This is a genomic window from Pectobacterium carotovorum (genome assembly GCF_033898505.1).
Lineage (GTDB): Bacteria > Pseudomonadota > Gammaproteobacteria > Enterobacterales > Enterobacteriaceae > Pectobacterium > Pectobacterium carotovorum_J.
Window position 1 is genome coordinate 2,240,133 of record NZ_JAXAFK010000001.1, and the last position, 24,082, is coordinate 2,264,214.

Annotated in this window: 16 protein-coding genes, 5 tRNA genes and 3 pseudogenes; 7 read left to right on the forward strand and 17 right to left on the reverse strand. The window is 49.3% G+C overall.

What is annotated here, in order from left to right; translation table 11 throughout:
* Positions 1–99 precede the first annotated feature (99 nt).
* Positions 100–451 (forward strand): annotated as a pseudogene (locus R9X49_RS10000) (transposase); the annotation flags it as partial.
* Between the two features lie 580 nt (positions 452–1,031).
* On the opposite strand, the gene R9X49_RS10005 reads toward R9X49_RS10000, so the two are convergent.
* From R9X49_RS10005 to uvrY, 9 genes and pseudogenes are all read right to left on the reverse strand, one after another.
* Complete coding sequence (locus tag R9X49_RS10005) at positions 1,032–2,078, reverse strand: acyltransferase (protein ID WP_319848225.1); 1,047 nt, start codon at positions 2,076–2,078, stop codon at positions 1,032–1,034.
* A 190-nt stretch (positions 2,079–2,268) separates the two neighbouring features.
* On the reverse strand, positions 2,269–2,514 hold the full coding sequence (locus R9X49_RS23165) for a phage tail protein (RefSeq protein WP_413775887.1): 246 nt from the start codon (positions 2,512–2,514) through the stop codon (positions 2,269–2,271).
* A 446-nt stretch (positions 2,515–2,960) separates the two neighbouring features.
* Positions 2,961–3,407: pseudogene (locus R9X49_RS10015) on the reverse strand (phage major tail tube protein).
* 148 nt (positions 3,408–3,555) lie between these two features.
* Positions 3,556–3,642, reverse strand: a tRNA-Leu gene (locus tag R9X49_RS10020).
* Between the two features lie 8 nt (positions 3,643–3,650).
* Positions 3,651–3,724: transfer RNA gene (locus R9X49_RS10025), tRNA-Cys, on the reverse strand.
* A gap of 51 nt (positions 3,725–3,775) precedes the next feature.
* Positions 3,776–3,851 (reverse strand) — tRNA-Gly (locus tag R9X49_RS10030).
* Positions 3,852–3,990: 139 nt separating this feature from the next.
* Complete coding sequence (gene pgsA, locus R9X49_RS10035; protein ID WP_010279374.1) at positions 3,991–4,539, reverse strand: CDP-diacylglycerol--glycerol-3-phosphate 3-phosphatidyltransferase; 549 nt, start codon at positions 4,537–4,539, stop codon at positions 3,991–3,993.
* Between the two features lie 58 nt (positions 4,540–4,597).
* The gene (gene uvrC / locus R9X49_RS10040) at positions 4,598–6,430 is read right to left on the reverse strand and encodes an excinuclease ABC subunit UvrC (RefSeq protein WP_319848227.1); all 1,833 of its coding nucleotides are present in this window, start codon (positions 6,428–6,430) and stop codon (positions 4,598–4,600) included.
* On the reverse strand, positions 6,423–7,079 hold the full coding sequence (gene uvrY, locus R9X49_RS10045; RefSeq protein ID WP_010279369.1) for a UvrY/SirA/GacA family response regulator transcription factor: 657 nt from the start codon (positions 7,077–7,079) through the stop codon (positions 6,423–6,425). Before uvrY ends, uvrC begins: the two co-directional genes overlap by 8 nt.
* Before the next feature lie 643 nt (positions 7,080–7,722).
* Between uvrY and R9X49_RS10050 the strand changes: the two genes are divergently transcribed.
* Entirely contained in the window at positions 7,723–7,947 is a 225-nt protein-coding gene (locus R9X49_RS10050; protein WP_010279363.1) for a DUF2594 family protein, read from the forward strand.
* A 91-nt stretch (positions 7,948–8,038) separates the two neighbouring features.
* Here R9X49_RS10050 and R9X49_RS10055 read toward each other — a convergent pair whose 3' ends face one another.
* Both R9X49_RS10055 and R9X49_RS10060 read right to left on the reverse strand, forming a co-directional pair.
* Complete coding sequence (locus R9X49_RS10055) at positions 8,039–8,326, reverse strand: hypothetical protein (RefSeq protein ID WP_015840870.1); 288 nt, start codon at positions 8,324–8,326, stop codon at positions 8,039–8,041.
* A 602-nt stretch (positions 8,327–8,928) separates the two neighbouring features.
* A tRNA-Lys gene (locus R9X49_RS10060) sits at positions 8,929–9,004 on the reverse strand.
* Positions 9,005–9,340: 336 nt separating this feature from the next.
* Here R9X49_RS10060 and cycA point away from each other — a divergent pair.
* Positions 9,341–10,753, forward strand: a complete 1,413-nt coding sequence (cycA, locus tag R9X49_RS10065; RefSeq protein ID WP_319848228.1) for a D-serine/D-alanine/glycine transporter — start codon at positions 9,341–9,343, stop codon at positions 10,751–10,753.
* 185 nt (positions 10,754–10,938) lie between these two features.
* On the opposite strand, the gene iraP is transcribed toward cycA, so the two are convergent.
* The gene (iraP, locus tag R9X49_RS10070; protein ID WP_075278214.1) at positions 10,939–11,205 is read right to left on the reverse strand and encodes an anti-adapter protein IraP; all 267 of its coding nucleotides are present in this window, start codon (positions 11,203–11,205) and stop codon (positions 10,939–10,941) included.
* A gap of 394 nt (positions 11,206–11,599) precedes the next feature.
* A pseudogene (locus R9X49_RS10075) lies at positions 11,600–11,869 on the reverse strand (LysR family transcriptional regulator); the annotation flags it as partial.
* Positions 11,870–12,248: 379 nt separating this feature from the next.
* Here R9X49_RS10075 and R9X49_RS10080 point away from each other — a divergent pair.
* Together R9X49_RS10080 and R9X49_RS10085 are read left to right on the forward strand one after the other, a co-directional pair.
* Positions 12,249–12,324: transfer RNA gene (locus tag R9X49_RS10080), tRNA-Asn, on the forward strand.
* A gap of 406 nt (positions 12,325–12,730) precedes the next feature.
* The gene (locus R9X49_RS10085; protein WP_319848229.1) at positions 12,731–13,918 is read left to right on the forward strand and encodes a CocE/NonD family hydrolase; all 1,188 of its coding nucleotides are present in this window, start codon (positions 12,731–12,733) and stop codon (positions 13,916–13,918) included.
* Positions 13,919–13,988: 70 nt separating this feature from the next.
* Here the strand turns inward: R9X49_RS10085 and R9X49_RS10090 are convergent, their stop codons facing one another.
* From R9X49_RS10090 to R9X49_RS10105, 4 genes are all read right to left on the reverse strand, one after another.
* A complete protein-coding gene (locus R9X49_RS10090) occupies positions 13,989–15,206 on the reverse strand; it encodes a multidrug effflux MFS transporter (RefSeq protein WP_319848633.1) in 1,218 nt (405 codons plus the stop codon).
* Positions 15,207–15,329: 123 nt separating this feature from the next.
* Positions 15,330–18,419: an efflux RND transporter permease subunit gene (locus R9X49_RS10095; protein WP_319848230.1), complete on the reverse strand. Its 3,090-nt coding sequence runs from the start codon at positions 18,417–18,419 to the stop codon at positions 15,330–15,332.
* Positions 18,416–19,525, reverse strand: a complete 1,110-nt coding sequence (locus R9X49_RS10100) for an efflux RND transporter periplasmic adaptor subunit (RefSeq protein ID WP_319848231.1) — start codon at positions 19,523–19,525, stop codon at positions 18,416–18,418. The genes R9X49_RS10095 and R9X49_RS10100 overlap by 4 nt, the downstream gene beginning before the upstream one ends.
* 92 nt (positions 19,526–19,617) lie before the next feature.
* A complete protein-coding gene (locus R9X49_RS10105) occupies positions 19,618–20,232 on the reverse strand; it encodes a TetR/AcrR family transcriptional regulator (protein WP_319848232.1) in 615 nt (204 codons plus the stop codon).
* A gap of 87 nt (positions 20,233–20,319) precedes the next feature.
* Between R9X49_RS10105 and R9X49_RS10110 the strand changes: the two genes are divergently transcribed.
* Together R9X49_RS10110 and lepA are read left to right on the forward strand one after the other, a co-directional pair.
* Positions 20,320–21,792 carry an efflux transporter outer membrane subunit gene (locus tag R9X49_RS10110; protein ID WP_319848233.1) on the forward strand — a complete coding sequence of 491 codons (1,473 nt, stop codon included), beginning with the start codon at positions 20,320–20,322 and terminating at the stop codon, positions 21,790–21,792.
* A gap of 476 nt (positions 21,793–22,268) precedes the next feature.
* Positions 22,269–24,068: a translation elongation factor 4 gene (gene lepA, locus R9X49_RS10115; RefSeq protein WP_319848234.1), complete on the forward strand. Its 1,800-nt coding sequence runs from the start codon at positions 22,269–22,271 to the stop codon at positions 24,066–24,068.
* Positions 24,069–24,082: the final 14 nt, after the last annotated feature.

A 24,082-nucleotide genomic window follows, 5' to 3' on the forward strand; every position in this document is an offset into this window, starting at 1 on the left:
AGATATTCTTAATATATCCTCTGAGTTTTGTTTGAGGAGTTATGACCTGCTCCCACTTGATTAACATACCCTGATGTTAGTAATGCCTTCATAAACAATATAAGCCCCCCATCCCATGAAGAAGCGTTTTCCGACGAACAGATCATCAGTATTCTCCGCGAGTTTCAGCCTGTGAACTTTACCGTAAGCACGCCATCTCAGACACCACCTTGTACACATGGCGTAAAAGTTTGGCGGTATGGAAGTGCCAGAATTTAAGCACTTGAAAAATCTCGAAGAAAAGAACGCTTGCCTGAAGAAGCTGCTTGCCGAAGCCATGCTGGATAAGGAGGCGCTTCAGGTGGCTCTGGGGCGAAAGTACTGACAATAGACTAGAAGAGGGGAGGCGGTGGTAGTGATGTGTGACGCGACGGTTCTGTCACAGCGTCGAGCCTGTAAGCTGGCTGGTTTGCAGCGTGTTATTTTTATTTTCCGTAACCAACACCTTAGCTACAGCAGATAAATCAGAGTGGTCATAGTCAAACTCAATAAAGTGAATAGTAGGAGACACGGCATATTTATCGATATAATAAAAATTAGGTTTCCGGTTAAATGCATCGCTGCTGAGGGAGGATGCCTATCGAAGGGGATTTTGCAATTAACCCGATGACGTTTTTTATACAAAACGATGTCACGCATCCCTATTATTTACAACCAGCATTGAACGCCAGCACAGTGTAACTGAACAGTATGCGCCATCTTTTTCCGCATCATTTAAAACCTGTAGAATAGGTAATCAATATCTGAATATGGCTAATTTTCGGTACATTATTTTTCATTAGAGTCACAATATAGATGAGCACTCAACATTCGAAGAAAAAGGGCGAATAGCTTTATATTGAAAATAAAACGGAAGGAGTTAAATCTGTTACAGTCCAAGAGAAATATTCACGATTCATGTGCCTGATATTATATCAAAAAAAAAGAAAATTAATGTAATGCGAGGGCGAATCGTACTGAAACGCCCTCATTTTTTAAGCAAGGAATTTCTTTTAAGCAAAGGATTTCTTCTTAATTTTCACTATAAATTTTTCCTCAACAAAATAATAAGATATCGTCGCCATTATAAGGTTTAACGCACCGAAAACCACCCAGACTTGATAGTTTTCCATCCCTAAAAAAATATTTGGGTATTTTAAAAAAAACAATATTATTGGTATTTGCATAAGATAAAAAGAGTAACTTATCTTACCTAGCCAAATAAATGGCCGCGTAAAAACATTCATTTCAACCTTTGAGCAAGCAAAAACAAAAACCAAAGAGGCAGTTGCTAATACTGTGGCGAAATTTCTTTTCATGTAACCATCGTTGCTTATTGGAGATACAAAAAGTAATATCAACAAAGATAAAGCAGCCAGCAATAATTGATATTTTTTTATAGTCAATTTAAAACCATTCGTATACATAACGCCAAGTGCTATCCCAATGATGAACTCTGGTAGCCTGTGTATTGGACTTATATAAAAATATGGCATATTACTTGAACCGCTAAACACCATTGAAAATGGGATAATTAGTGAAGTGATAACATATGCTATTAGTAATGATAACTTCGGATTTTTATTAATTAATGGAAGAATTAAAGGAAAAACCATATAGAAAAAAAGCTCAGTGGACACAGACCAAGATCCAATAAAGTGCCAAGAAGAGAAAGAGTCAGGTATCCATGATTGCATCCCGGAAAAATACAAAACTAAAGATGGTATTAATTTTTCATTTTCAATATCAAACAAAAAAGGTAATGAAATAATCCCCATTAAAATATATGCTGGGTAAATCCTTGAAATTCTCGCCCTTAAATAATCACCTCGTATGCCATTTCTGGCAGACCAAGCCATAACGAAACCTGATAGAACGAAAAAAAATGACATACCAATCGCACCATTATTTAGTGCTCTCGTAATAAAATTTGGTACATCAAGAGGATATCTAATTTGACAATGAAAAATGAAGACATAAAAGGCTGCAATAAACCTAAAAATAGTCAAGCCATGTAGTTGATTGTTATTTAATCCATTTTGGATTGAGGGGTTTTCCATATTGCTATCCCTGTATAATTTTCAGTGAGCCGCTGTTATCGGTATCTTTTTTAATTTCTTTAGGTGATTATCAAAATTTCTAGGTTTTTCGGTCTATTTATAACCTATTGTCAGTGAGAGCAGTTAAAAATGGCAGTGTCATCAGGATAAGCTGGCATCCGTATCACTCAGCATTTCCCGCAAATCCTCGCTAAACCCGTTCCAAACTCAGCGTAAATGAGATATGCCACACCTTATCGTCGTTAAAAAACTCGGAACGGGTTTCATTGATGTTGGTAATTACGTACATACCGTAGATGTTACCCGTATCTTCGATCAGCGGCCAGACTTTTCCTGTGTAGACCATCGTTTGCAGCACGTTTAATGACACGTCATCACCGATTATTTCCGGGCACAACTCACCGGCAAGTGTGATTTTATCTTTCCCCGTGACGATATACTGATAACGTGGGGATTTACCGACTAAGTCATTTTAACATGTCGCCAGTTGCTGTCATGGCTTAGGGATTGGTACGGCGCAGTCTGCTGCATGAAAACGAACATATCCAGAATCATCATGATAAAAGCCCTATACGTGATCGGTTACCGTGCCCGCCTCGTTCGCTGGGGAAGAGGGTTGCAAAAAAAGCTGTCACCGCATTGGAGAATTGGCAAAAATCTCATGTATCCGTCATGGTAAGTTCTTCTTTCGTCAACGCAAGGATGGATGACTCTCGGGAGCAACGTCAGTAGGCTATCAACATCGGACGCAATCACATCGTAGACCTTCAGCCCATGCAGCGATCCGGCCTGCTTATGCACCAATGATCGTGGCTTCTTTTACATCACCGCCTTTACGCGTAATCGATTTTTGCAGAACGACGACGTTATTTTGTTTCTCAGTCATGGTAGAAATTTCCAGTTATAGTCCAACGTAGCACAGTGTTTTTCTAGCATATCAACACTGGTCACTTTATAAATCATGTTCAACACATCCACTTCCATGACCTCTTAACCGCTGCTCGTCAGCTTGAAGTAGGTATTTTTCAGGGGGTATTTATGTGCCATATCTTCACCCGCTTTTTGCAGAGCCAGAGTTAAGAACGGTAAACTGACCACGCGTCTGGATTTCACACGGCATCGCTCGCCCGTGGCTTCATTCTGATTCGAACCTGCAAAGCGTATTTGCATACCGTACGCAATGGAGACACCCCACGTTTTCAACAAGCCAACATCCCACCCACCGAGGGTAATTTCCATATCCAGCGAGCCTGCATCAAAACCGAAGTCAATCGCAGCAAAACCAGGCATACCAACCGCCTGATTAGATTGTTCAATCCGACTTAACAAAAGCGGCTAAATTCTTGGCCGCTTTTTCATGCCTAAAATCAATGCTGCCATTTTGCCGCCACTTGCTATTTTTCAGGCACAAAAAAACCGCCTTTCGGCGGTCTACGACATTGCACATAAGTGCTTGTTTTAATTCTTTTTAAATCAATGGTGCCCGGGGCGGGACTTGAACCCGCACAGCGCGAACGCCGAGGGATTTTAAATCCCTTGTGTCTACCGATTTCACCACCCGGGCTTAAATATTGGAGGCGCGTTCCGGAGTCGAACCGGACTAGACGGATTTGCAATCCGCTACATAACCGCTTTGTTAACGCGCCGAAATATTTAGGTCTTAGTGACCAACATCCGCTATTGCCGATGCTTTAAATTGGAGCGGGAAACGAGACTCGAACTCGCGACCCCGACCTTGGCAAGGTCGTGCTCTACCAACTGAGCTATTCCCGCAACACAGAACCTACTGATTTTTTTAACTTCTTACAAACCAGCGTTGCTGTTGATGCGGTGCATTCTACTGACCTCACACGATGAGTCAACAGAATTATCAAGCAACCACGTTCGTTTGCTGGTTTTTACGGCGCTTCGATCAAGGTTCAAGCAAATCGTGACGCGCCGCGTTCAAATATTGGAACATGGACCAGAAAGTCAGCACCGCCGCGATGTACAGTGCCACAACACCAACACCTTCAACAATGCGTTCTGGGCGCCATAGCAAAGCAAAAAGCGCCATCATCTGAGCCGTAGTCTTCACCTTTCCTATCCACGACACGGCAACGCTGCTTCTTTTGCCAATTTCAGCCATCCACTCGCGCAAGGCTGAAATAATGATTTCCCGCGCGATCATCGTTGCTGCTGGCAACGTAATCCACCAGGAATGATAGTATTCCGCAACCAGCACCAGCGCGACAGCCACCATCACTTTATCCGCAACGGGATCGAGGAAGGCACCAAAACGCGTGGTCTGTTTCCAGCGGCGGGCAAGGAAACCATCAAACCAATCCGTCACGGCAGCAAATACGAAAATCAGCGCACAAAGCAGCGGTGCCCAGACGAACGGAAGATAAAACGCCAGCACAAAAAACGGAATAAGAGCAACACGAAACAGGGTAAGCAACGTCGGTATATTAAATTGCATAGCGCTTAGGTAACTATCTGGCTGGAGTGGATACTAGGAGTATGTTGCTACATTGTCCCTAGTGTTTCAATGCATGGAAGATCTTTTCTGCCAATGCATGCGAAATTCCTGGAACATTTGCAATCTCCTCAATACTGGCATTCATCAACGGCTGCAGCCCTCCCATGTATTTCAGCAGGGTTTGACGACGTTTAGGGCCGACACCTTCGATAAGTTCCAGCGTACTGGTATTCTTTACTTTTGCTCTCTTTTTACGATGCCCGCCAATCGCATGGTCATGGGAATCATCGCGAATATGCTGGATAACGTGTAACGCGGGAGAATCGGGGGGCAGTGCCACACCCTCGCCTGTCGCTTCAAAAAACAGGGTTTCCAATCCAGCTTTACGATCGCTGCCCTTCGCAACCCCAAGCAGCAGAGGCTTATTTTTATCCCATGATACTTGTAACGAGTCAAACACGGCCTGAGCCTGGCCAAGCTGCCCTTTCCCGCCATCAATCACAATGACATCAGGTATTTTACTCTCATCCAGCGCTTTACCGTACCGGCGTCGGAGGACTTGCGCCATGGCAGCATAATCATCACCGGGCGTAATGCCACTGATATTATAGCGGCGATATTCCGAACGTAACGGACCATTGGCATCAAATACCACGCAGGATGCCACCGTCTGTTCACCCATCGTATGACTGATGTCAAAACACTCCATGCGATGGATTTCAGGCAGTTGCAAGACGCTTGCTAATGCAGCCAGACGCTGATGAATTGTGGATTGCTGAGACAGCCTTGTGACCAACGCAGTGGCGGCATTCGTCCGCGCCAGTTTTAAATAGCGAGCGCGGTCGCCACGGGGCTTCGTCTGAATCTGCACTTTTCTCCCCGCAACCGCCGTCAGGGACTCCGTTAATACGTCTTTATCAGGTAAAGTAAAATCAAGCAGAATTTCTGCAGGAAGCGTTCGGCCTAAGCTTCCTTGTAAATAGAACTGCCCGACAAACGTTTGCACCACCTCTCCTAATTCCGTACCGCCAGGCACTTTGGGGAAATAGCTTCGGCTGCCAAGGACTTTTCCCTGCCGGATAAACAGGACATAGACGCAAGCCATGCCAGCATCAAAAGCCACACTGATCACATCCAGATCTTCGCCGTCGCCGGAAACAAATTGTTTTTCCGTCACGCGCCGAACCGCCTGGATTTGATCGCGTATCCGGGCTGCCTCTTCAAAATTCAGGTCGCGACTGGCCGCTTCCATTCTGGAGATGAGTTGATTCAGTACCTGCTGATCTTTGCCAGACAAAAACAGGCGAACATAGTCAACCTGCTGTTGATAATCTTCTTCGCTAACCAAACCGCTAACGCAAGGCCCGAGGCAGCGACCAATTTGATATTGCAGGCAAGGGCGAGAACGGTTGCGATAGACGCTATTTTCACACTGGCGCACTGGGAACAGTTTTTGCAGCAATATCAGCGTTTCACGCACGGCATTGCCGTTGGGAAATGGGCCAAAGTATTCGCCCTTCGCATGTTTGGCACCACGGTGAACAGCCAGACGTGGATGAGCATCACCGCTCAGGAAAATCATGGGGTAGGATTTATCGTCACGCAACAAGACATTATAGCGCGGCTGATAAAGCTTAATGTAGTTGTGTTCCAGCAGTAAGGCTTCGGTTTCTGTGTGCGTGATCGTGACATCAATATGCTTGATGCTTTTGACCAATGCCTCGGTTTTACGGCTGGCGACATGACTGCGGAAATAGCTGGCAAGCCGTTTTTTTAAGTCTTTTGCCTTACCGACATAGATGACCGTATCGCCCGAATCATACATACGGTAGACACCAGGCTGGCTCGTTACCGTTTTTAAAAATGCCGAAGCATCGAAACTCTCACTCACTACTTAACAATGTCTCCGCGGTAAAAAGCCCATGCTTGATAGCCAGATGAGTCAACTCTACGTCGCCGTTGATATTCAGTTTGCTAAACATACGGTAACGATAGCTGTTCACGGTTTTAGGACTAAGATTAAGCTGATCTGAGATTTCAGTCACTTTCTGCCCCTTCGTTATCATTAGCATAATCTGTAATTCGCGTTCAGACAAACACTCCAGCGGTGCGTCCGTTTGCGGCTCCAGCTGGCTTAATGCCATCTGTTGGGCAATATCAGAAGCAATATACCGTTTACCTGCGTGTACTGCTCGAATGGCGGAGATCACTTCCTGAGGGGCAGCAGCTTTACTCACATATCCCGCGGCACCGGCCTGCATCACTTTTGCAGGTAGCGGATTCTCCGTATAAATAGTGAGCATGATGACTTTTATATCTGGAGTAAAACGCAGGATCTTACGCGTTGCTTCAAGCCCACCGATGCCCGGCATGCTCATGTCCATCAAGACAACATCCACATCATTGCTTCGGCACCATTTAACGGCATCCTCACCACAGCATGCCTCACCAACCACTTTCAGACCTTTGATATCGTCAAGAATGCGTCGTATCCCTGCCCGCACCAGTTCATGGTCATCAACAAGAAAAACGCTAATCAAAGAATAATTCTCCAAAAAAGGGAGTAACACTTACATAAAAAGTTGCTTGCAGGTGATACTACGTTGGTTTCAAAAAATAATGAACACTGATTTATATGAATATGTATTTTAAAATATGCCGAGAAGGAATAAAGCGCATTCCCGATCATAACAATATATCGTCAACCTGATGGTGTATGTCGATCACATTCTTAACATTTCAAATACGCCACGCAGTATAAACAGTGCGGTGGCACAAAATGTATAAAAAACAATGCAAATCAAATGGCATGCAATTGGCTTTACATCTTAAATGTCAATAAAAAGTCACTATTGTAAGCAGAATATCATTAGGAATTTTATCATCGCCTACCGCTTTATTATACAAATAATATATTCAGTGAAGCACGTCCATAGTGAACATCATATGTATTAAACGAAACACATCTATAGCCTTTACCACGAAAAAACGCCAAGAATATAGACGCTATTTTAATAAGTTAAATGCATAAAAAACAGTCACTAAAATGGCGTTATCCGCGAATAATATCAATCCACAATATGCTTTATGGTATACTCCCGTCTATCTGGTTCTGCCTGTCGCACCAGCGGTAACGCCCGCAGCAGGCGAAGAAAAACATCTTTTTCTTGTTGAGGAGAAAACATGAGCAACGCAGATTTTTCTACTGCCGCATCCGCTGAAACACTGGCCCATGAGGTTACCTGCCTGAAGGCGATGGTTACGCTGTTATTAAAAGCAATCGGCCAGGCAGACGCCGGTAAAGTTATCATCAATATGGAAAGATATATTGCTCAATTGGAAGATGCCGAGCAAGCCGCTGTTTTTGATAACACGATTAAACAAATCAAAACCAGCTACCGTAAATAGCACTATTTGCTACACCGCCATGTTAATAATTTGCTCTGGCGGTGTAGTGATATTTAGCATTGCTTTACGGATTAAAAATAGAGACTCTCGTCTATTTATTTCCGATACTAATGAGTTTCAAAAGTAGTGCCTCTTCTTTCTTTTTATATTGCGTTAATTCCGTCACCAACGCTTTATCCAAGAGCTGTTTCCTCGAGAGTGCTTTTCTTTCATCAACCAGTTCCCTCAGTTCGGTGAAGCATTCGTTTATTTTGTACTCTTTCGAACTTTCAGTACAAATTATCTCATGGATTGCCTGGCTCAGTTCAGACAACGAGATAACCGATTTTGGATCCTGGTGACTTTTTTCTATGACAGCCAGTAATTTTTCGAATCCCATATGAACCTCCGAAATCAAGCAGAAACTTGCTTATGGCTAACCAGGAAACTCCAGCTACCTCTAAACGCCGCCCCAGTGGTGTGAACACAGCCCTGTGCAAACTCGTCATACTCAAGCTACATACGCGCTGGCTACGCGACTCGGCACACTTATGTGTACTTCTGCGTGCTTCGCCCTAAAGGGCAAACGCCTTGCGCGTGAACGTGTTACCTGTAACCCGAATTATTTAGAGCAGTTCAACCCGCAACATCATTATTACGCTCTGTCGACTATTCCGTCTGTTAAGCATAGCACTTTCTCACGACTCTTCAGGTGCGTGAGGCACACTGTCACCAGACAGAGCGTGATTTTCAACAATATCATCAGCCCGTTATATCTTCGCCGACGTTAACGTGCCCTATGAATAAAAATACGCCAGAGAAAACCCGATCTATTAAGCAAAAAAACCGTGAAAAAAATGAGATAAAATAAAAAATAAGAGAGCAATAAAATAACGCAAAAAATATGAATTAAATTAAGAAAGGATATAATTAAAGAAAAATTAACCAAGAAGAAAAACAATAATAACAAACAGGGGGGTTATTGTAAGTCTTTGAAATTGTTGGTGGGTCGTGCAGGGTTCGAACCTGCGACCAATTGATTAAGAGTCAACTGCTCTACCAACTGAGCTAACGACCCAACGGGGAGGATTATTCTCCTCCCTGACTCATCTGTCAAACACTTCATATTAATTTTTTATGCGCGATAATAACATTGTTAGCAATTGGTAAATTTGTTAACCTGCTCAGCCTATTTATCTCTGCCTCTCAGCGTTTTATATCCTCTTCATTTTAGGGCGAAAAATATACAGCATCACTTTACATCATTATCTGCCCTCTTTATGCCTGGCTATCTCAGACATCCGCTGTAATAAGTACCGCGGTTGCGCTATCTTATTTGTTTCGATTTTCGCAAACGAGAGCCGCCAAAGAGCTCAAAAAAACATCACAGACAGAAACAGGAACGTGTACTTAAATGGCCGAACAATCAAAAGAAACCGCAGACCTTGCCCCTGAACAAGGAGAGGGACTGCAACGGAATCTGACTAATCGTCATATTCAGCTCATCGCCATCGGCGGAGCAATCGGTACTGGGCTATTCATGGGCTCAGGCAAAACAATCAGCATGGCAGGCCCGTCGATCATCTTCGTTTATATGATCATTGGCTTTATGCTGTTTTTCGTTATGCGCGCAATGGGAGAGCTATTGCTCTCCAATCTCAACTATAAGTCATTCAGTGACTTCGCGGCCGACCTACTCGGCCCTTGGGCAGGTTTCTTCACCGGCTGGACTTACTGGTTCTGCTGGGTCGTAACCGGGATCGCCGATGTCGTCGCGATTAGCGCCTACTCTCAGTTCTGGTTCCCCGATTTATCACAGTGGGTTTCCTCCCTGCTGTGCGTTCTGCTCTTACTTACGCTCAATCTGGCAACCGTGAAACTGTTTGGTGAGATGGAATTCTGGTTCGCCATGATAAAAATTGTCGCTATCGTTGCGTTAATCGCAGTTGGCGCTGTGCTGGTCATGATGCAATTCTCTTCTCCATCAGGCAACGTCGCCTCTTTTACCAACCTCTGGAATGATGGCGGCATGTTCCCCAAAGGAATAAGCGGTTTCTTCGCTGGGTTCCAGATAGCCGTATTCGCCTTTGTCGGCATCGAGCTGGTTGGTACAACGGCTGCTGAAACGAAAAACCCGAAAGTTGTATTGCCTCGGGCGATTAACGCCATCCCGATTCGCATCATCATGTTTTATGTTTTTGCGCTAATCATGATTATGTCCGTCACGCCCTGGGGCGCGATCACGGCAGATCGTAGTCCTTTCGTGGAAATGTTCGTGCTTGTCGGCTTACCTGCGGCTGCCAGTATGATCAACTTCGTCGTCCTGACGTCTGCGGCATCCTCAGCGAATAGCGGCGTTTTCTCCACCAGCCGCATGCTCTTTGGTCTGGCTAAACAAGGCGATGCACCGAAAAGCTTCGGCATGCTCTCTAAACGCGCAGTGCCTTCGACTGGACTGATGTTTTCCTGTATTTGTTTGCTTTCCGGCGTAGTGCTGATCTACCTGATTCCGAACGTGATGACCGTCTTTACGCTGGTGACCACCGTCTCCGCAATTTTATTCATGTTCATCTGGAGCATCATCCTGTGCTCGTACCTGACCTACCGTAAAAAGCGTCCTCAGCTACATGCCGAGTCATCCTATAAAATGCCATTGGGTATTTTCATGTGCTGGGTATGTTTGGCCTTTTTCGCTTTTGTTGTTGTGCTGTTAACATTACAGCCAGATACACGGCAGGCGCTCATTGTCACGCCGCTGTGGTTTATTGTTCTGGCTATTGCTTATCAGTTTATTCGTCGGAAAAAGCAGGCTGTTGACGTGAAGTAAAGCGTGTAGAAGCAAAGCGTATAAATGCAAGAAAGGCGCGGACAACGTCGGCGCCTTCAATTTTTTTCAGCAAAACCACCCATAGCACAAGTATTCTCTATTATTGGATATAAATAATTCTCAATTGGATATGCGAAAATTAATATGCGATCAATTAATGTCGTTACCATTGATATATAAGAAAGTTATTCCCGTAATGAAACGGTTGTGATTCGATTGATGTTTTTTGCCAATAGTTCGAAAGCTAAGGAATTATGGTCATCCTTCCGCTGAGAAGCATCAGCAACCACACCTTCTATTTTCTTATTTAACTCATTGATTTTGCTGTCATCAAATGTTGAAACAATAGCAGAAATCAGCATCTCTAACGATTCAATCTTCGCGTTAAGCGCTTTTTCTCCAACTTCTTTTTCTGCCAGCTTTATTAAAAGATGAGAGAGGATATTATTCATTTGAACTCCTTAATCAAAAAAATAACCGTCATACCCCCATAAGGCAACACCTGCCGTGACGAACAGGATTAGAGAAAACATAACGAAGATTAATGTAACACTGTGAATGGCCTGATCGCTAGTGTCTATTACCATTTTAAGGAAATCATATTCACACTGCGGCAATAAAATGAAGGTGCATATAAATAAACCAAATAAATAAAAAAACTAAAAAACCATTTTATTTTTAAGAACGAAGCTCCCTGTTTTGAAGAAGATCGATAATGCGATAAATTGTGATGAAGTTCACGAAAAAATAAAAATACATCGGCTTCTGACAGAACATCAGAAAAGAAAGTCAGATGGAATAGCCAGCCATCGGGGAACGGCTGGCCTTAATCGTTAACGCTTACGCACTCATTGATTGTCGTGCGCCACTCACCGCATCCTTTGCCTGTTCACACTGTGACAATATTGTCTGTGCGTGAGAATAAAGAATTTTCCCTGCCTCGGTAGGCGTCACACCGCGCCGACTCCGCACCAGTAGCTGTTTTTCGAGTTCACTCTCCAGCGTCGCGACCTGCTGGCTCAGCGCCGGTTGTGCAATATGCAACAACTCAGCAGCCTGCGTCAGGCTACCGATATCAACGATTTTCACAAAATATTTGAGCCGTCTAAGATTCATGTCTGCCTCCTGAGTAGTTACTCTAAAGAGGTAGCAAAAAGCGCGCCATATTATGTTCCTATGCCTAAGAAAAAGTGATACCTCATTGATAAGCCACGGGTAAAATAAGGAAAAGCAATGATTCTGCTAACCAACCTCCCTGATTTTGTCTGAAGAATCAGCCTTCGGCCCAATACTCATCTGCACCATCCTAAAGCAAACCCTGCTATTTTAGAGTGCAAGCTTGCTCGCTAATTGATGCGTCTCACGGCTTTCCTGTGCTCAACTTGAGCAATAATTTCAATATGTTGGTTATTAGTTCGGCAATCAAACACCTCGAGCGATAACAGCCTTTGACAACCCGAAACGCTCCCGCTATTATCCATCGCACTTAACCGATTCCTCTGTAGTTCAGTCGGTAGAACGGCGGACTGTTAATCCGTATGTCACTGGTTCGAGTCCAGTCAGAGGAGCCAAATTTAGAAAATCCCGCTTAAGGCAACTTAAGCGGGATTTTTGCTTTTATCACTTTATTCAATGCTTTCACGTGAAAAGTCTCTCCGGTGCACATTCTGTTTTCCTCCTGCATCGGGAGAATCTGGTGGTCTGATTGGGGGTCAGGTTGGTTCGATGACGGAGTGACCCCCAAATGTCTCTTAGCGACTGTCTCGTAACAACTGTCTCATAACAACGCGAAAAACCACGCTCCTCAAGCTTTCTTATAACCCCTTAAAACTATCCGGCTTACACGGCCTATGCCTTTAATTTAAACTACAGCTCAATAGACCTTCAGTTGCCGTTGAAGCTGGAATGAATACCTGATATCCATCCGGCAGTTTTGAATGAAAAGACCTCATCAAACACCAGCCAAGGTTAACAAAAATGCGACACCACTCTATAGCCAGCTTTACCAGAGTAACCGTCATTACTGCATTGTTTGGTATCACCTTTTCTTCCATCGCCGCACCACCGAATGTTTCACTACAACATGTTTCACTACAACACCAACAATTCGAAGGCCTGATCAGAGAGCCGCTTTCGTTGCAGGTAATGCTGGATAATGGCAAGCCAGCCATACTCGATGCATTTGTCACGCGGCCAGTCAGCCAGACAAAACTCCCTGTGGTGATAATCACGAATGGGACCGTGGGTACTGCCGAATTTGATCGCTGGGAAATGAACCCAAACCGCGCATCGTCGACAGCGCTTGCCTTTGCACGCCACGGTTATGCTGCGGTTACCGTTCTGCGGGAGGGATACGGTTACTCAAGCGGAGGGGCAGAATATTTAGGCGGTTCCTGTAAGCAGCCGCTGCATAAGCTGGCTGGTGAAAAAGACACCCGAGATATGCTGGCCGCGCTTGAGGCAATCAGACGCCAGCCCTGGGCCTCTCCAGATAAAGCGGTGTTGGCCGGTATGTCAGCAGGCGGCTTTGCCGTGCTGGCAACCAGCGCGGTTAACCCACCCGGCGTTCAGGCTATCATCAATTTTGACGGAGGCCGGGGTTCCATCGACGGTAAATCACTTTGTGATAGATCCGGCCTGATTAACGCATTCACCACGTATGGCCTCACTGCACGCATCCCTTCTCTGTGGCTCTATTCCAGCAACGATCAATCATTCACCCCGAAAATGGGTAGAGCCTTTTCTGAGGCCTATCGCAGCGGTGGAGGTAAAGCAGAATTTATTGAAATGCCTGCATTTGGAAAGAATGGACACGTCTTTATGGATACCGCTCCAGAAAGTTTCTGGTGGAAAACCGTGGCTGAATTCCTTGCACTGCAACACTTGCCATACGAGGAAGTCGTCACGTTACCAGTAACGCATCTTGCTTCCCCCGCAAACCTTAATAACAGCGCAGGCAAAAAGGCGTTCGAAAAATACGAAGCAGCGCGGCTTTATGAGAAAGCGTTTGCGACAGGCAAGGACGGTGCATGGGGAACGGCATACTGGGCGCGAACCGGTCGTGAGGCCGCAGAGGCAGCCGTCAAGAGCTGTGAAACATTCCAGCGCAAAGGGGCAGCCAACTGCACGGTCTATGCCATCAATGATGAGGTTGTCGCAAAGTAGATCTGTCATGGCATCGGGAACCCCTTCGGGGGTTCCGCATCGGGTTAATCAAGCAGGTATTTTTACAGTATTACGCCTTTGAGCGCGTATTCGATCTCGCCAGTGAACCACAGCGAAATAATACCAGTGCAATCAGACAAGCCACGGCCTGTATCGCGCCCAGCGTGGTGACGGCAGGAAACGGCAGTACCGAGCCCAGCCAGGTTGTTAACGCAGCCATTCCCATCGTCAAAAAGCCAAGCAGCGCAGATGCCAAACCCGCCTCTTTCCCGAAGGGGCCCATTGTAATCGCCGTTCCCAGTGGATTCGCTAAGCCCATTCCCCAAAGGAACACGATCATGGAAAAGGTATACCAGCTCAGGCCCGGAGTTTCCGGCCCCAACAGCAGCAAGCTCCCACCGGCTAACGCGGTAGCGAGCCCCACCGATGCCATCCTTCGCGGACCATAACGATGCGCCAGTCGTGGTGCCGCCATGCCTGCCCCAAAAACAACGAACACGGTAGAGGCAAAATATAACCCGGCCTGAAGTGACGATAGCCCTATCCCGCTCATCAGAATGGCAGGGGCAGCGCCAAAAGATGCGAACAACCCACCGAGTAATAAACTCATCGACACAGCCGGGAAGATAAATCGCCCGTCCAATATTAGCCGGCCGTAGGCGAGCAGCACGCTTGAAACCGTGTGTGGAGCACGACGTTCGGCGGGATGCGTTTCCCCCAGCCCGTGAGCATAGAAGACGGCGATGACAAAGGCGGCCAGCCCCACTAGGATAAAGATCGCTCGCCACCCCAATGTGGTGGTCAGCACACTTCCCACCAGCGGCGAGAACCCAGGAGCCGCCGCCGTCGCGATCATCGTCAGAGATAGCGCACGCGCCAGCGTTTCACCGTCAAATAAATCACGTGCAATCGCGCGTGCTAACACAGCAGCAGCGCATATCCCCAGCGCCTGAATAACTCTTCCCACAATCAGCGTTTCGAGTGAGCCAGCAAGGCCACCGACTACCGTGCCAATAATGAATATCGAGAGTCCTCCCAGAACGAGGTTCTTACGCCCGTAGCGATCCGACAGCGGACCGACAACCAATTGAGCCAGCGCGAAAGTAATGAAAAAACTGGAAAGCGTCAGACCCAGTTCACGAGCAGATGCCCCAAGCTGCTCTCCGATATCCGGAAATGCAGGAAGAATGATGTTTGTAGACAATATGCTAATAGCCGAAAGACCAGCCAGTAGCGCGACAATTTTTCCGCTTAATCGCGGGCCTTCGGAATAATGGGTTTTCGCCATAATCGCAGTACTCATGGTTACCTCAACGGCATGACTGGCGTGGAAATACGCACCACGCCAGCGGACTGGATCGCTCTCGCCACCGCGTGTTGCCTGTGGCGATTTTTTCAGATGGATTACTGCTTATACCGATACCGGCTTGTCGGCGTGTTTCTCATTCTCCGAGCGTATTTTGAACCAGATGGCATACATCGCCGGCAGGAAGACTAGCGTCATGATGGTTCCCCCCAATGTCCCGCCAATCAACGTGTACGCCAGCGTGCCCCAGAAGACGGAATGGGTAAGCGGAATAAAAGCCAGAATCGCCGCCATGGCCGTAAGCAACACAGGTCGGGCGCGTTGCACCGTTGCTTCCACCACCGCATGGAACGGATCGAGCCCTTCCTTCTCGTTATGATGGATTTGTCCGATCAGTATCAGCGTATTGCGCATCAGGATGCCCGATAGCGCAATCAGTCCCACAAGCGCATTGATGCCAAACGGCTGGTTGAAGAGCAGCAGCGTCGGCACCACGCCAATCAGCCCCAGCGGTGCGGTGAGAAACACCATCACCATCGCCGACATCGAGCGCACCTGTAGGATGATGATCAGTAGCGTGATGGCAATCATGATGGGGAACAGTGGCGCCATTGCTTTGGTCGCTTTTGCCGATTCTTCGATCGAACCTGCCTGCTCAATACGGTATCCGGCGGGCAGCGTATCGATGATGGGCTGCAACGCTTTCACAATGACCGCGGACACATCCGGTGGTTGCAATGTTTCGGCGATGTCACCACGGACGGTAATCGTCGGCATGCGGTCCCGGCGCCGAAGCACAGGATCTTCCATTCGCACCTCGACCTCACCGATCTGCGACAGAGGAATACGTTGGCCGCCCGACCCCACTAATGTAAAACCGGCTATTTTTGCGGGATCGCGTCGAATATCCCCTGCGGCACGGCCCACGACCTGCACGGAACGAATGTCTTCACGCACTGACGTAATCGGCACACCAGAGAGCAAGAACTGAAGTTGCTGAGCAACCGCAGTCGATGTCAGCCCCACCGACTGCAACCGATCCTGATCCAACGTGAAATGCAGCGTCGGCACCCGCGGGCCCCAATCGGTGTTGACCGTCCTCATCATTGGGCTCGCCTGCATCACCGATTCAACCTGGTGTGCAATCTCGCGCAGTTTGGCAGGGTCCGGCCCTGTTACACGGTAGGCAACAGGAAAAGGTGAATAGGGGCCAAACACCAGTTGAGTAACACGGATACGCGCTTCGGGTGCCAGGCCATCAGCCGCCGCGTTACGGATACGAAATTTAAGTGCTTCACGCGCTTCCTGACTGTCCGTCAGCACGACAATCTTCGCAAACGACGGATCGGGTAGCTCGGGAGCCATCGCCAAATAAAAACGCGGCGAACCCTGCCCGATATAGGACGTAACGATTTTTGCTTCGTCCTGCTGCTTTAGCCAGTTTTCGATCTTCGCCGTCGCAAGGCTGGTCTGCTCAATGGACGTCCCATAAGGCATTTGTACCTCCACCAGCACCTCAGGCCGGTCGGAGGTTGGGAAAAACTGTTTCTTGACCACGCCCATCCCGAGAATCGCGGCAACAAACACGGCAATAACGGTGCTGGCAACCCCCCATTTCCGCGCAATAACGCGCGTCAGTAAACGGCGAAACCGGTTGTAATGGCGGGTGTCGTAAATAGCCGCGTGTCCCCCCTCGACGGTTTTGATTTCCGGCAGCATCTTCACACCCAGATAAGGCGTAAAAACCACGGCCACCACCCAGGAAGCAATCAGGGCAATACCGACGATCCAGAACATGTTGCTGGTGTACTCACCAGCCGTGGACTGTGCGAAACCGTTAGGCATGAACCCCACGGCGGTGACTAGCGTACCCGCCAGCATCGGCGCAGCCGTGTGGCTCCAGGCATAGGCTGAGGCTTTGATACGGCCATAGCCCTCCTCCATTTTCACTACCATCATCTCGATGGCAATAATGGCATCATCCACCAACAGCCCCAGCGCCAGAATCAGCGATCCTAACGTAATACGATCGAAGTTCTTACCGGACGCCTCCATCACGACGAAAACAATAGCCAGCGTCAATGGCACTGCTGCCGCAACAACGACCCCCACACGCCAGCCCATACTGACAAAACACACCGCCATCACCACAAGCAACGCGACGAAGAATTTGATCATGAATTCGTCAACGGACGAACTGATGTTTACCGACTGATCGGTAATCTTCGACAGCGTCATCCCCAGCGGCATGTCTTCATTGATCTGGGTGGTCTCTGCATCCAGCGCTTTTCCCAGCGCTAAACCGTTCCATCCCTCACGCATCACCACGCCCAGCAATAGCGCGGGTTCGCCCTGATTACGAACCAAAAAGGTCGCGGGATCTTCATAGCCACGATTAACCGTTGCCACGTCCGACAGTTTCAGTGTTCTCCCTTGCGCGACGATCGGCGTGTCGCGAATTTTCCCCAGCGTGTCGAAGGCGCCGTCCAAACGAAGAAACACCTGCGGGCCGACGGTTTCAATCGAACCCGCGGGCGTGAGTACGTTTTGATTGTTCAGCGCGGAGAAAATGTCCTGAGGAGAAATACCCAGCGTCGCCAGTCGGTCATGCGAGAACGACACAAAGATCCGCTCAGCCTGTTCCCCGATAATATTGACCTTCTTCACGCCTGGCACATGCAACAGACGCTGACGCAACGATTCGGCATCGCGAACCAGCACACGTTGGGGTTCACCCTTCGCTTTCAGCGCAAAGAGCGCAAACGTTACGTCAGAGAACTCATCGTTGACCATTGGCCCAATAACGCCCGCCGGCAGGTTTTTGGCCTCATCGCCGAGTTTTTTACGCGCCTGATAGAACGCCTCCTGTACCTGTGAAGGCGGCGTACTATCGAGCAGTGACAACATAGTGAAGGAGAGTCCCGGACGCGTGTAGGTTTCTGAGCGGTCATACCACTTCAGCTCCTGCATGCGCTTTTCCAGCGGCTCTGCTACCTGATCCTGCATTTCCTGCGCGGTCGCTCCCGGCCATGCGGAGATAATGGTCATCTGTTTGACGGTGAACGGCGGATCTTCTGCCCGCCCCAGTTCAAAAAACGAGAGAATACCGGCCACGGTAATCAAGATGATAAGGAAAAGTGTGATGGCGCGTTCACGCACCGCGAGCGCCGAAAGATTGAACCGTACCTCACTCATGGTCGGTTCTCCGCCGCGTTGGCATCACGCTGTTCCGCCATACGGACCTCTTCGCCGTCACGCAGCAGATGCGCGCCCAACGCCACAATCTGTTCACCAGGCTGTAGGCCGCCGGTCACGCTTGCCGTGTCATCACCGAGCCCAAGCACCTGAACAGGGTGCCACGACACCTTGGCGGGTTCCCCTGTAATACTCCATACCCCCGGCCCTTTCCCCGCATCATAAATTGCGGCAATAGGCACCTGAAGAGCCTGCTCAGATGACCTATCTTCAGCAATAGCGAGTGTGACAGTGGAGCCAAGCGGGGCGTTCGCCAGCGCACCTTCAAGCACATACCGTGCTTCAAACGTGCGTGTCTGAGGGTCAGCAGCGTCTGACAACAGTCGCAATGTCGCAGGAATGGACGATTTACCCGAGCCGTATCGCATCGCCATCGCTTTGCTACCGACTACGGGGCGTAGCGTCTCAGGCAAATGGACGATCGCCTCCCGTTGCCCTGCCCGCGCCAGCCGAACGACAGGCTGCCCTGCGCTAACGACCTGTCCCGGTTCCGCCAGCGTGTCGACCACTACGCCATCGGCGTCAGCGATCAATACCGCATACCCCGTAGCATTACGCGCCACGTCGGCCTGAGCCTGCGCGGCGCTCAGTTCTGCTTTCGCCGTCTCGGCAGCAGCCTTTATCTGGTCATAAGCGGAAGCGGAGATGGCACCCGCAGCAACCAGACCACGATAACGTGCTTCGTCATCGGTAGCCTGTCTGGTACGAGCCCGCGCAGCGGTAACGGCCTGCTGCTGGGCCTGTGCCTGCAAGCTGAGATCGAGGGGGTCCAAACGCATCAAAGGCTGGCCACGTTTGACGCTTTCGCCGGTATCGACCAGACGTTCAAGTATTTTGCCTTGCACCCGGAAACCAAGGTCGCTTTGAATGCGGGCAACAACGACCCCCGTAAACGAGCGAGACGTTTCAGCGGCGCTCACCACGGTAGCCGTTCTTACTAAAGGAGGCTGATTGCGTGGATCGTCAACGTTGGCAGCGTCGCCGCACGCCACCAGGGCGAGAGGCAACAGGCAAACAGCAAGAGTGGTGGATTTGAGCCGAAGCATGGGTTCCCTTCTTAAATGAGCAGGACAGAAACCGCATTCTCCAACTAGTGACCAATATTGTCAATGGTCACATTTTTAAGCGACCAGACGACTTAAGGTGACAAGCTGCGCAATATCAACGACGACAGTAACACTGCAGCGGACGCTGCCGTATCCAGATTGTATTGCAGTTGAGCAGGGACGATATAAGGGCGCATCACCAGATAGACTGCATCCGCCGCCTCATCCAGTGGCGTCTTGCGTTCGAACTCCCCGGACTGTCGTCCCTCAAGGAGAATTTGCTGAATAAGCTGGCGTAGATTTGCTTCATGTGCCGCGGCAGAAGGCCACCGATCGCGACTGGCTACCGCAGCAATATCGTAAAGCTTGCGGTCATGAAAAAATAAGTCACTGCCCGCTTCGGTCAAGGCTCTGAACAGGCGTCTTAGCTTTTCTGAAGCCGTGGGAGCGTCAGCGAGCGCTGAATTGACAACATCCATAATCATCGCCAGCCGACTGGCGCAGATCACCTCGCCGATCGCCTGTTTAGAATCAAAAAATTTATAGATATATGCCTTAGAAAAACCAATCGCTTTCGCCAGATCGGACACGGTTGTCTTCTCATACCCAAAGTGCCCGAAGTGCGCTTTAGCGGCTTCCACAACCTGATCTCGGACGCTGTGGTCCGACGGCCCACGTGGGGGATGCGTGTTTGTGTGTTTAGTCATTTTTCAAGCTTAGCTCACCGAGCCCTGATTGACAACGAGTGACCAATTAGTAATATGGTCACAACTTTTTTGACTCAAGGAATTGCTATGTTACCCTTCCGTCCTCTTGCTTTGGTCGTGACCGCCAGCTTACTCGCGGGCTGCGCAGTTGGACCGGATTATCATCGCCCGGATGCGCCGCTCTCGGAGCGTTATCAGGCTCAAACCGCCGCCCAGCAATCTGTCACACCACAAGGGAACGCGACTCAGTCTGCCAACGTTGCAGACTGGTGGGAAAGCTTTAATGATCCCTTACTGAGCGAGTTAGTTTCAAGCGCACTCGCACAAAATCTTGATGTAGCCCAGGCATCCGCACGGATGCGTCAGGCACGAGCGGGGCTTGGCGCAGCAACCGCAGCCCTGCTGCCATCAGGCAACCTCAGCGGACAAGGCGCTCGCGCCTATCAGTCTATTGAAACGCCACAAGGCCAGCTACTCAACGCGGTTCCCGGCTATAACCGCTACGGCAATGCCTACGAAACCGACCTCAACGCAAGCTGGGAGCTTGACCTCTTCGGGGGCCTGAGGCGCGGCCATCAGGCGGCACTGGCTGACTATCAGGCTTCAGAGGCAGGCGTTGTCGCCACACGTCTGGCAGTCGCCGCCCAGACCGCCGATATCTATATCACCCTGCGCGGATTACAAACGCGTCTGGCAATTGCCAACAGGCAGGTCAATACGCAGCAAACGCTGCTGGACAAGGTACAGTTGCTCCATAGCAAAGGACTCGCCGCCGAGTATCAAGTCCACCAGACCGAGGGCGCGCTGTCGCAGGTTCAGGCAACAGTGCCCGTTCTCCAGACCGGAATCGATGCCGCGATGAACGCGTTGGATGTCATGCTCGGTACGCCCCCCGGTACCCATCGAACGCAGTTGTCTACCTCGGGAGCCCTTCCACAGCCCCCATCGCGCCTATCAGCCGGGACACCTGCCGACCTGCTACGCCGCAGACCCGATATTATCGTCGCTGAACGCCGTCTCGCAGCGTCCAACGCCCGCATCGGGGTAGCCATCAGCGAGTACTACCCAAAATTTTCACTCAGTGCATTACTCGGCAGCGCAACGTCGGTTTCGAGCAGTAACCTGTTCACCAACGGTGCCAGCCAATCAGCGGGCGTCGTGGGGTTGCGTTGGCGACTCTTCGATTTCGGCCGTATTAACGCTCAGATCGATCAGGCTAAAGGACAGGAAGCCGAAGCGCTGGCAGCTTATCGCCTGTCGGTATTAAGTGCGACCGAAGACGTTGAGAACGCGTTTTCGGCATTGGCCAATCGTGAAACGCAGACAGCAACATTAACCGCGGGTGAAGCCGCGTTAGCCAACGCGCGACAGTCATCCTTCATCGCCTACCAGAAAGGAACAGCCAGCCTGATTGATGTCCTTCATGCCGATGAAACCCTGCTGCAAACCTCAGACGCTCGGGCTCAGGCCCAAACAGAGTCGGCACGAGCAGCCGTCGCCGCATTCAAGGCGCTCGGCGGCGGCTGGCAGCCTCCAGAAACCACCGCGAAGACGTCATAAACACCCACAAACCTGAGTGCAAACGTGCCATCGGTTGGCATCTGTACCGTTCACAATAAACCACTGGAGTTATTAACATGACAGCAAAAAACAATGAGCGTTGTTCCAGAGTTGGGAAATAAAGCAATAACGTTCCTGACCTGGGCCACGCCATTCTGGTTACATCAGGTCATCATGTCCCGAGTGATAGGCGCTTAAACGCTATCTGAGAGATATTGCCGATAGAGAAAGATAGAGAGATAAATAGAGAGTACAGACATAGCCTCGGGAACATCCACCAGGTATTACGTTCTCGGGGAACAACACCCCTCAAACATCATGGCTTGCCGCAGCAAAATAAAACGCGTTATCATCGCTGCGGCTATTCACTTTTACATCTTTTGATTTTCACCTTCGCTGAATTTTTTCAGTGCGAATTTCTCTGCCTGCTCCCGACGATACCGAGTCAGGCATTATGATGTGAAAGGCCCTTTTCTATGTGTACACCTCAGATTCGTAACTTCTGCATTATTGCCCATGTCGATCATGGCAAATCCACCCTCGCCGACCGTTTTATTGAAATGACCGCAACCGTCGCTCAGCGTGACATGCGTGAACTGCTGCTAGATTCAATGGAGATAGAGCGGGAACGTGGCATCACCATCAAATTGCAAACCGTGTGCATGCGCTATCAGGATGAAAACGGCCAACTGTATCAGTTCAATCTGGTGGATACGCCGGGGCACGTCGATTTTTCTGCGGAAGTCTCCCGCAGTCTCGCAGCCTGCGACGGCGCCATTCTCCTGATTGACGCCACACAGGGCGTTCAGGCGCAGACCATCGCCAACCTCCATCTCGCCCAGCAAGCCGGGTTAACCATTTTGCCCGTTCTGAACAAAATCGACAGTCCACAGGCTAACGTGGCGCAGGTAATGCAGCAGTTGGCGGATATTCCTTCGCTGGATATCACAACCGTGTTGGCCGTCTCTGCCAGAACCGGAGAAGGCGTGGCGGCGGTGCTACGTTTTGTTGCTCACCGCTTCCCTGCGCCAAAAGGGATCGCCAATGCGCCGCTGCGCGCGCTGGTGTTTGATTCACATTACGACCCCTATCAGGGCGCTATCATGCATGTTCGCGTGGTGGATGGCAGCATTCAGGCAGGCTCAACGTTGTGCTTTATGTCATCGGGCGTGCGTTTCGACGTCACCGAAACCGGCGTTTTTTCTCCCCAACGCCAGCCTCGTCGCGTTTTGAGAAAGGGTGAAGTGGGTTATCTCGCTGCCGGCTTGAAAGATGCCGCCGCGATTCGGGTGGGCGATACGCTAACGTTGGCCGATCGCCCCGCGACAGAACCGGTTGCGCGCTATCAGGAAATAAAACCTGTCGTATTTTCTGGGCTCTACCCCGATGCGGACGACGATCTGAAAAGCCTGCGCAACGCCATGAATAAGCTGGCGCTAAATGATGCGGCGTTGCACATGACTCCCGATGTGTCCGCCTCATTGGGTGCCGGTTTCCGCTGTGGTTTTCTTGGGATGTTACATATGGATATTGTGCGCGAACGGCTCAAACGCGAGTACGGCATCTCCGTGATCGCTACTGTGCCCAGCGTGGAATATCGGGTTACATTGCATAACGGCCAGTGCCAGACCATCGATAATCCGGCACATTTCCCCGGTGAAGAGACATTAAATTTTGTCGAAGAACCCTATGTTATCTGTACGATTCACTCACCCCCTCGCTACGTTGGCACACTGATGGAATATGGTGCATCGCGGCGCGGGGAATTTATCGATATGCAATACCTTGATAATGGTCTGGTGGCACTCAACTGGACATTGCCGCTCAGCGAAATGGTCTTCGGCTTCTTTGATGCTCTGAAATCGCTGACACAAGGCTACGCGACGTTGGACTATGTGTTAGATGGCTACCGACGTTCCGATTTGGTGCGCTGTGATATTTATCTTGATAGCCAGTTAGTTGATGCTTTTTCTTTCATCATTCCCCGTCACAAGGCCTGGCCGCGAGCAACCGAGATCGTGAAAACGCTGAAGTACGTGATTCCACGCAAGCTATATCCCGTCCCTGCTCAGGCCAAAATAGGCAATCGCGTCATCGCTCGCGAAGATATTCCTCCGCTACGCAAAAGCGCATTGGCACAAGGTTTTCAGGGTAGCCTATCGCAAAAACAGCGCCTGATCCGTAAACAGCGGGAAAACAAAAAACACAATACTGGGTTCTCAAAACGAGATATTCCGCGTGAGGCGTTTATGGCCATTCTGGCGCTTGATGCCTAGTTATTGACGACGCA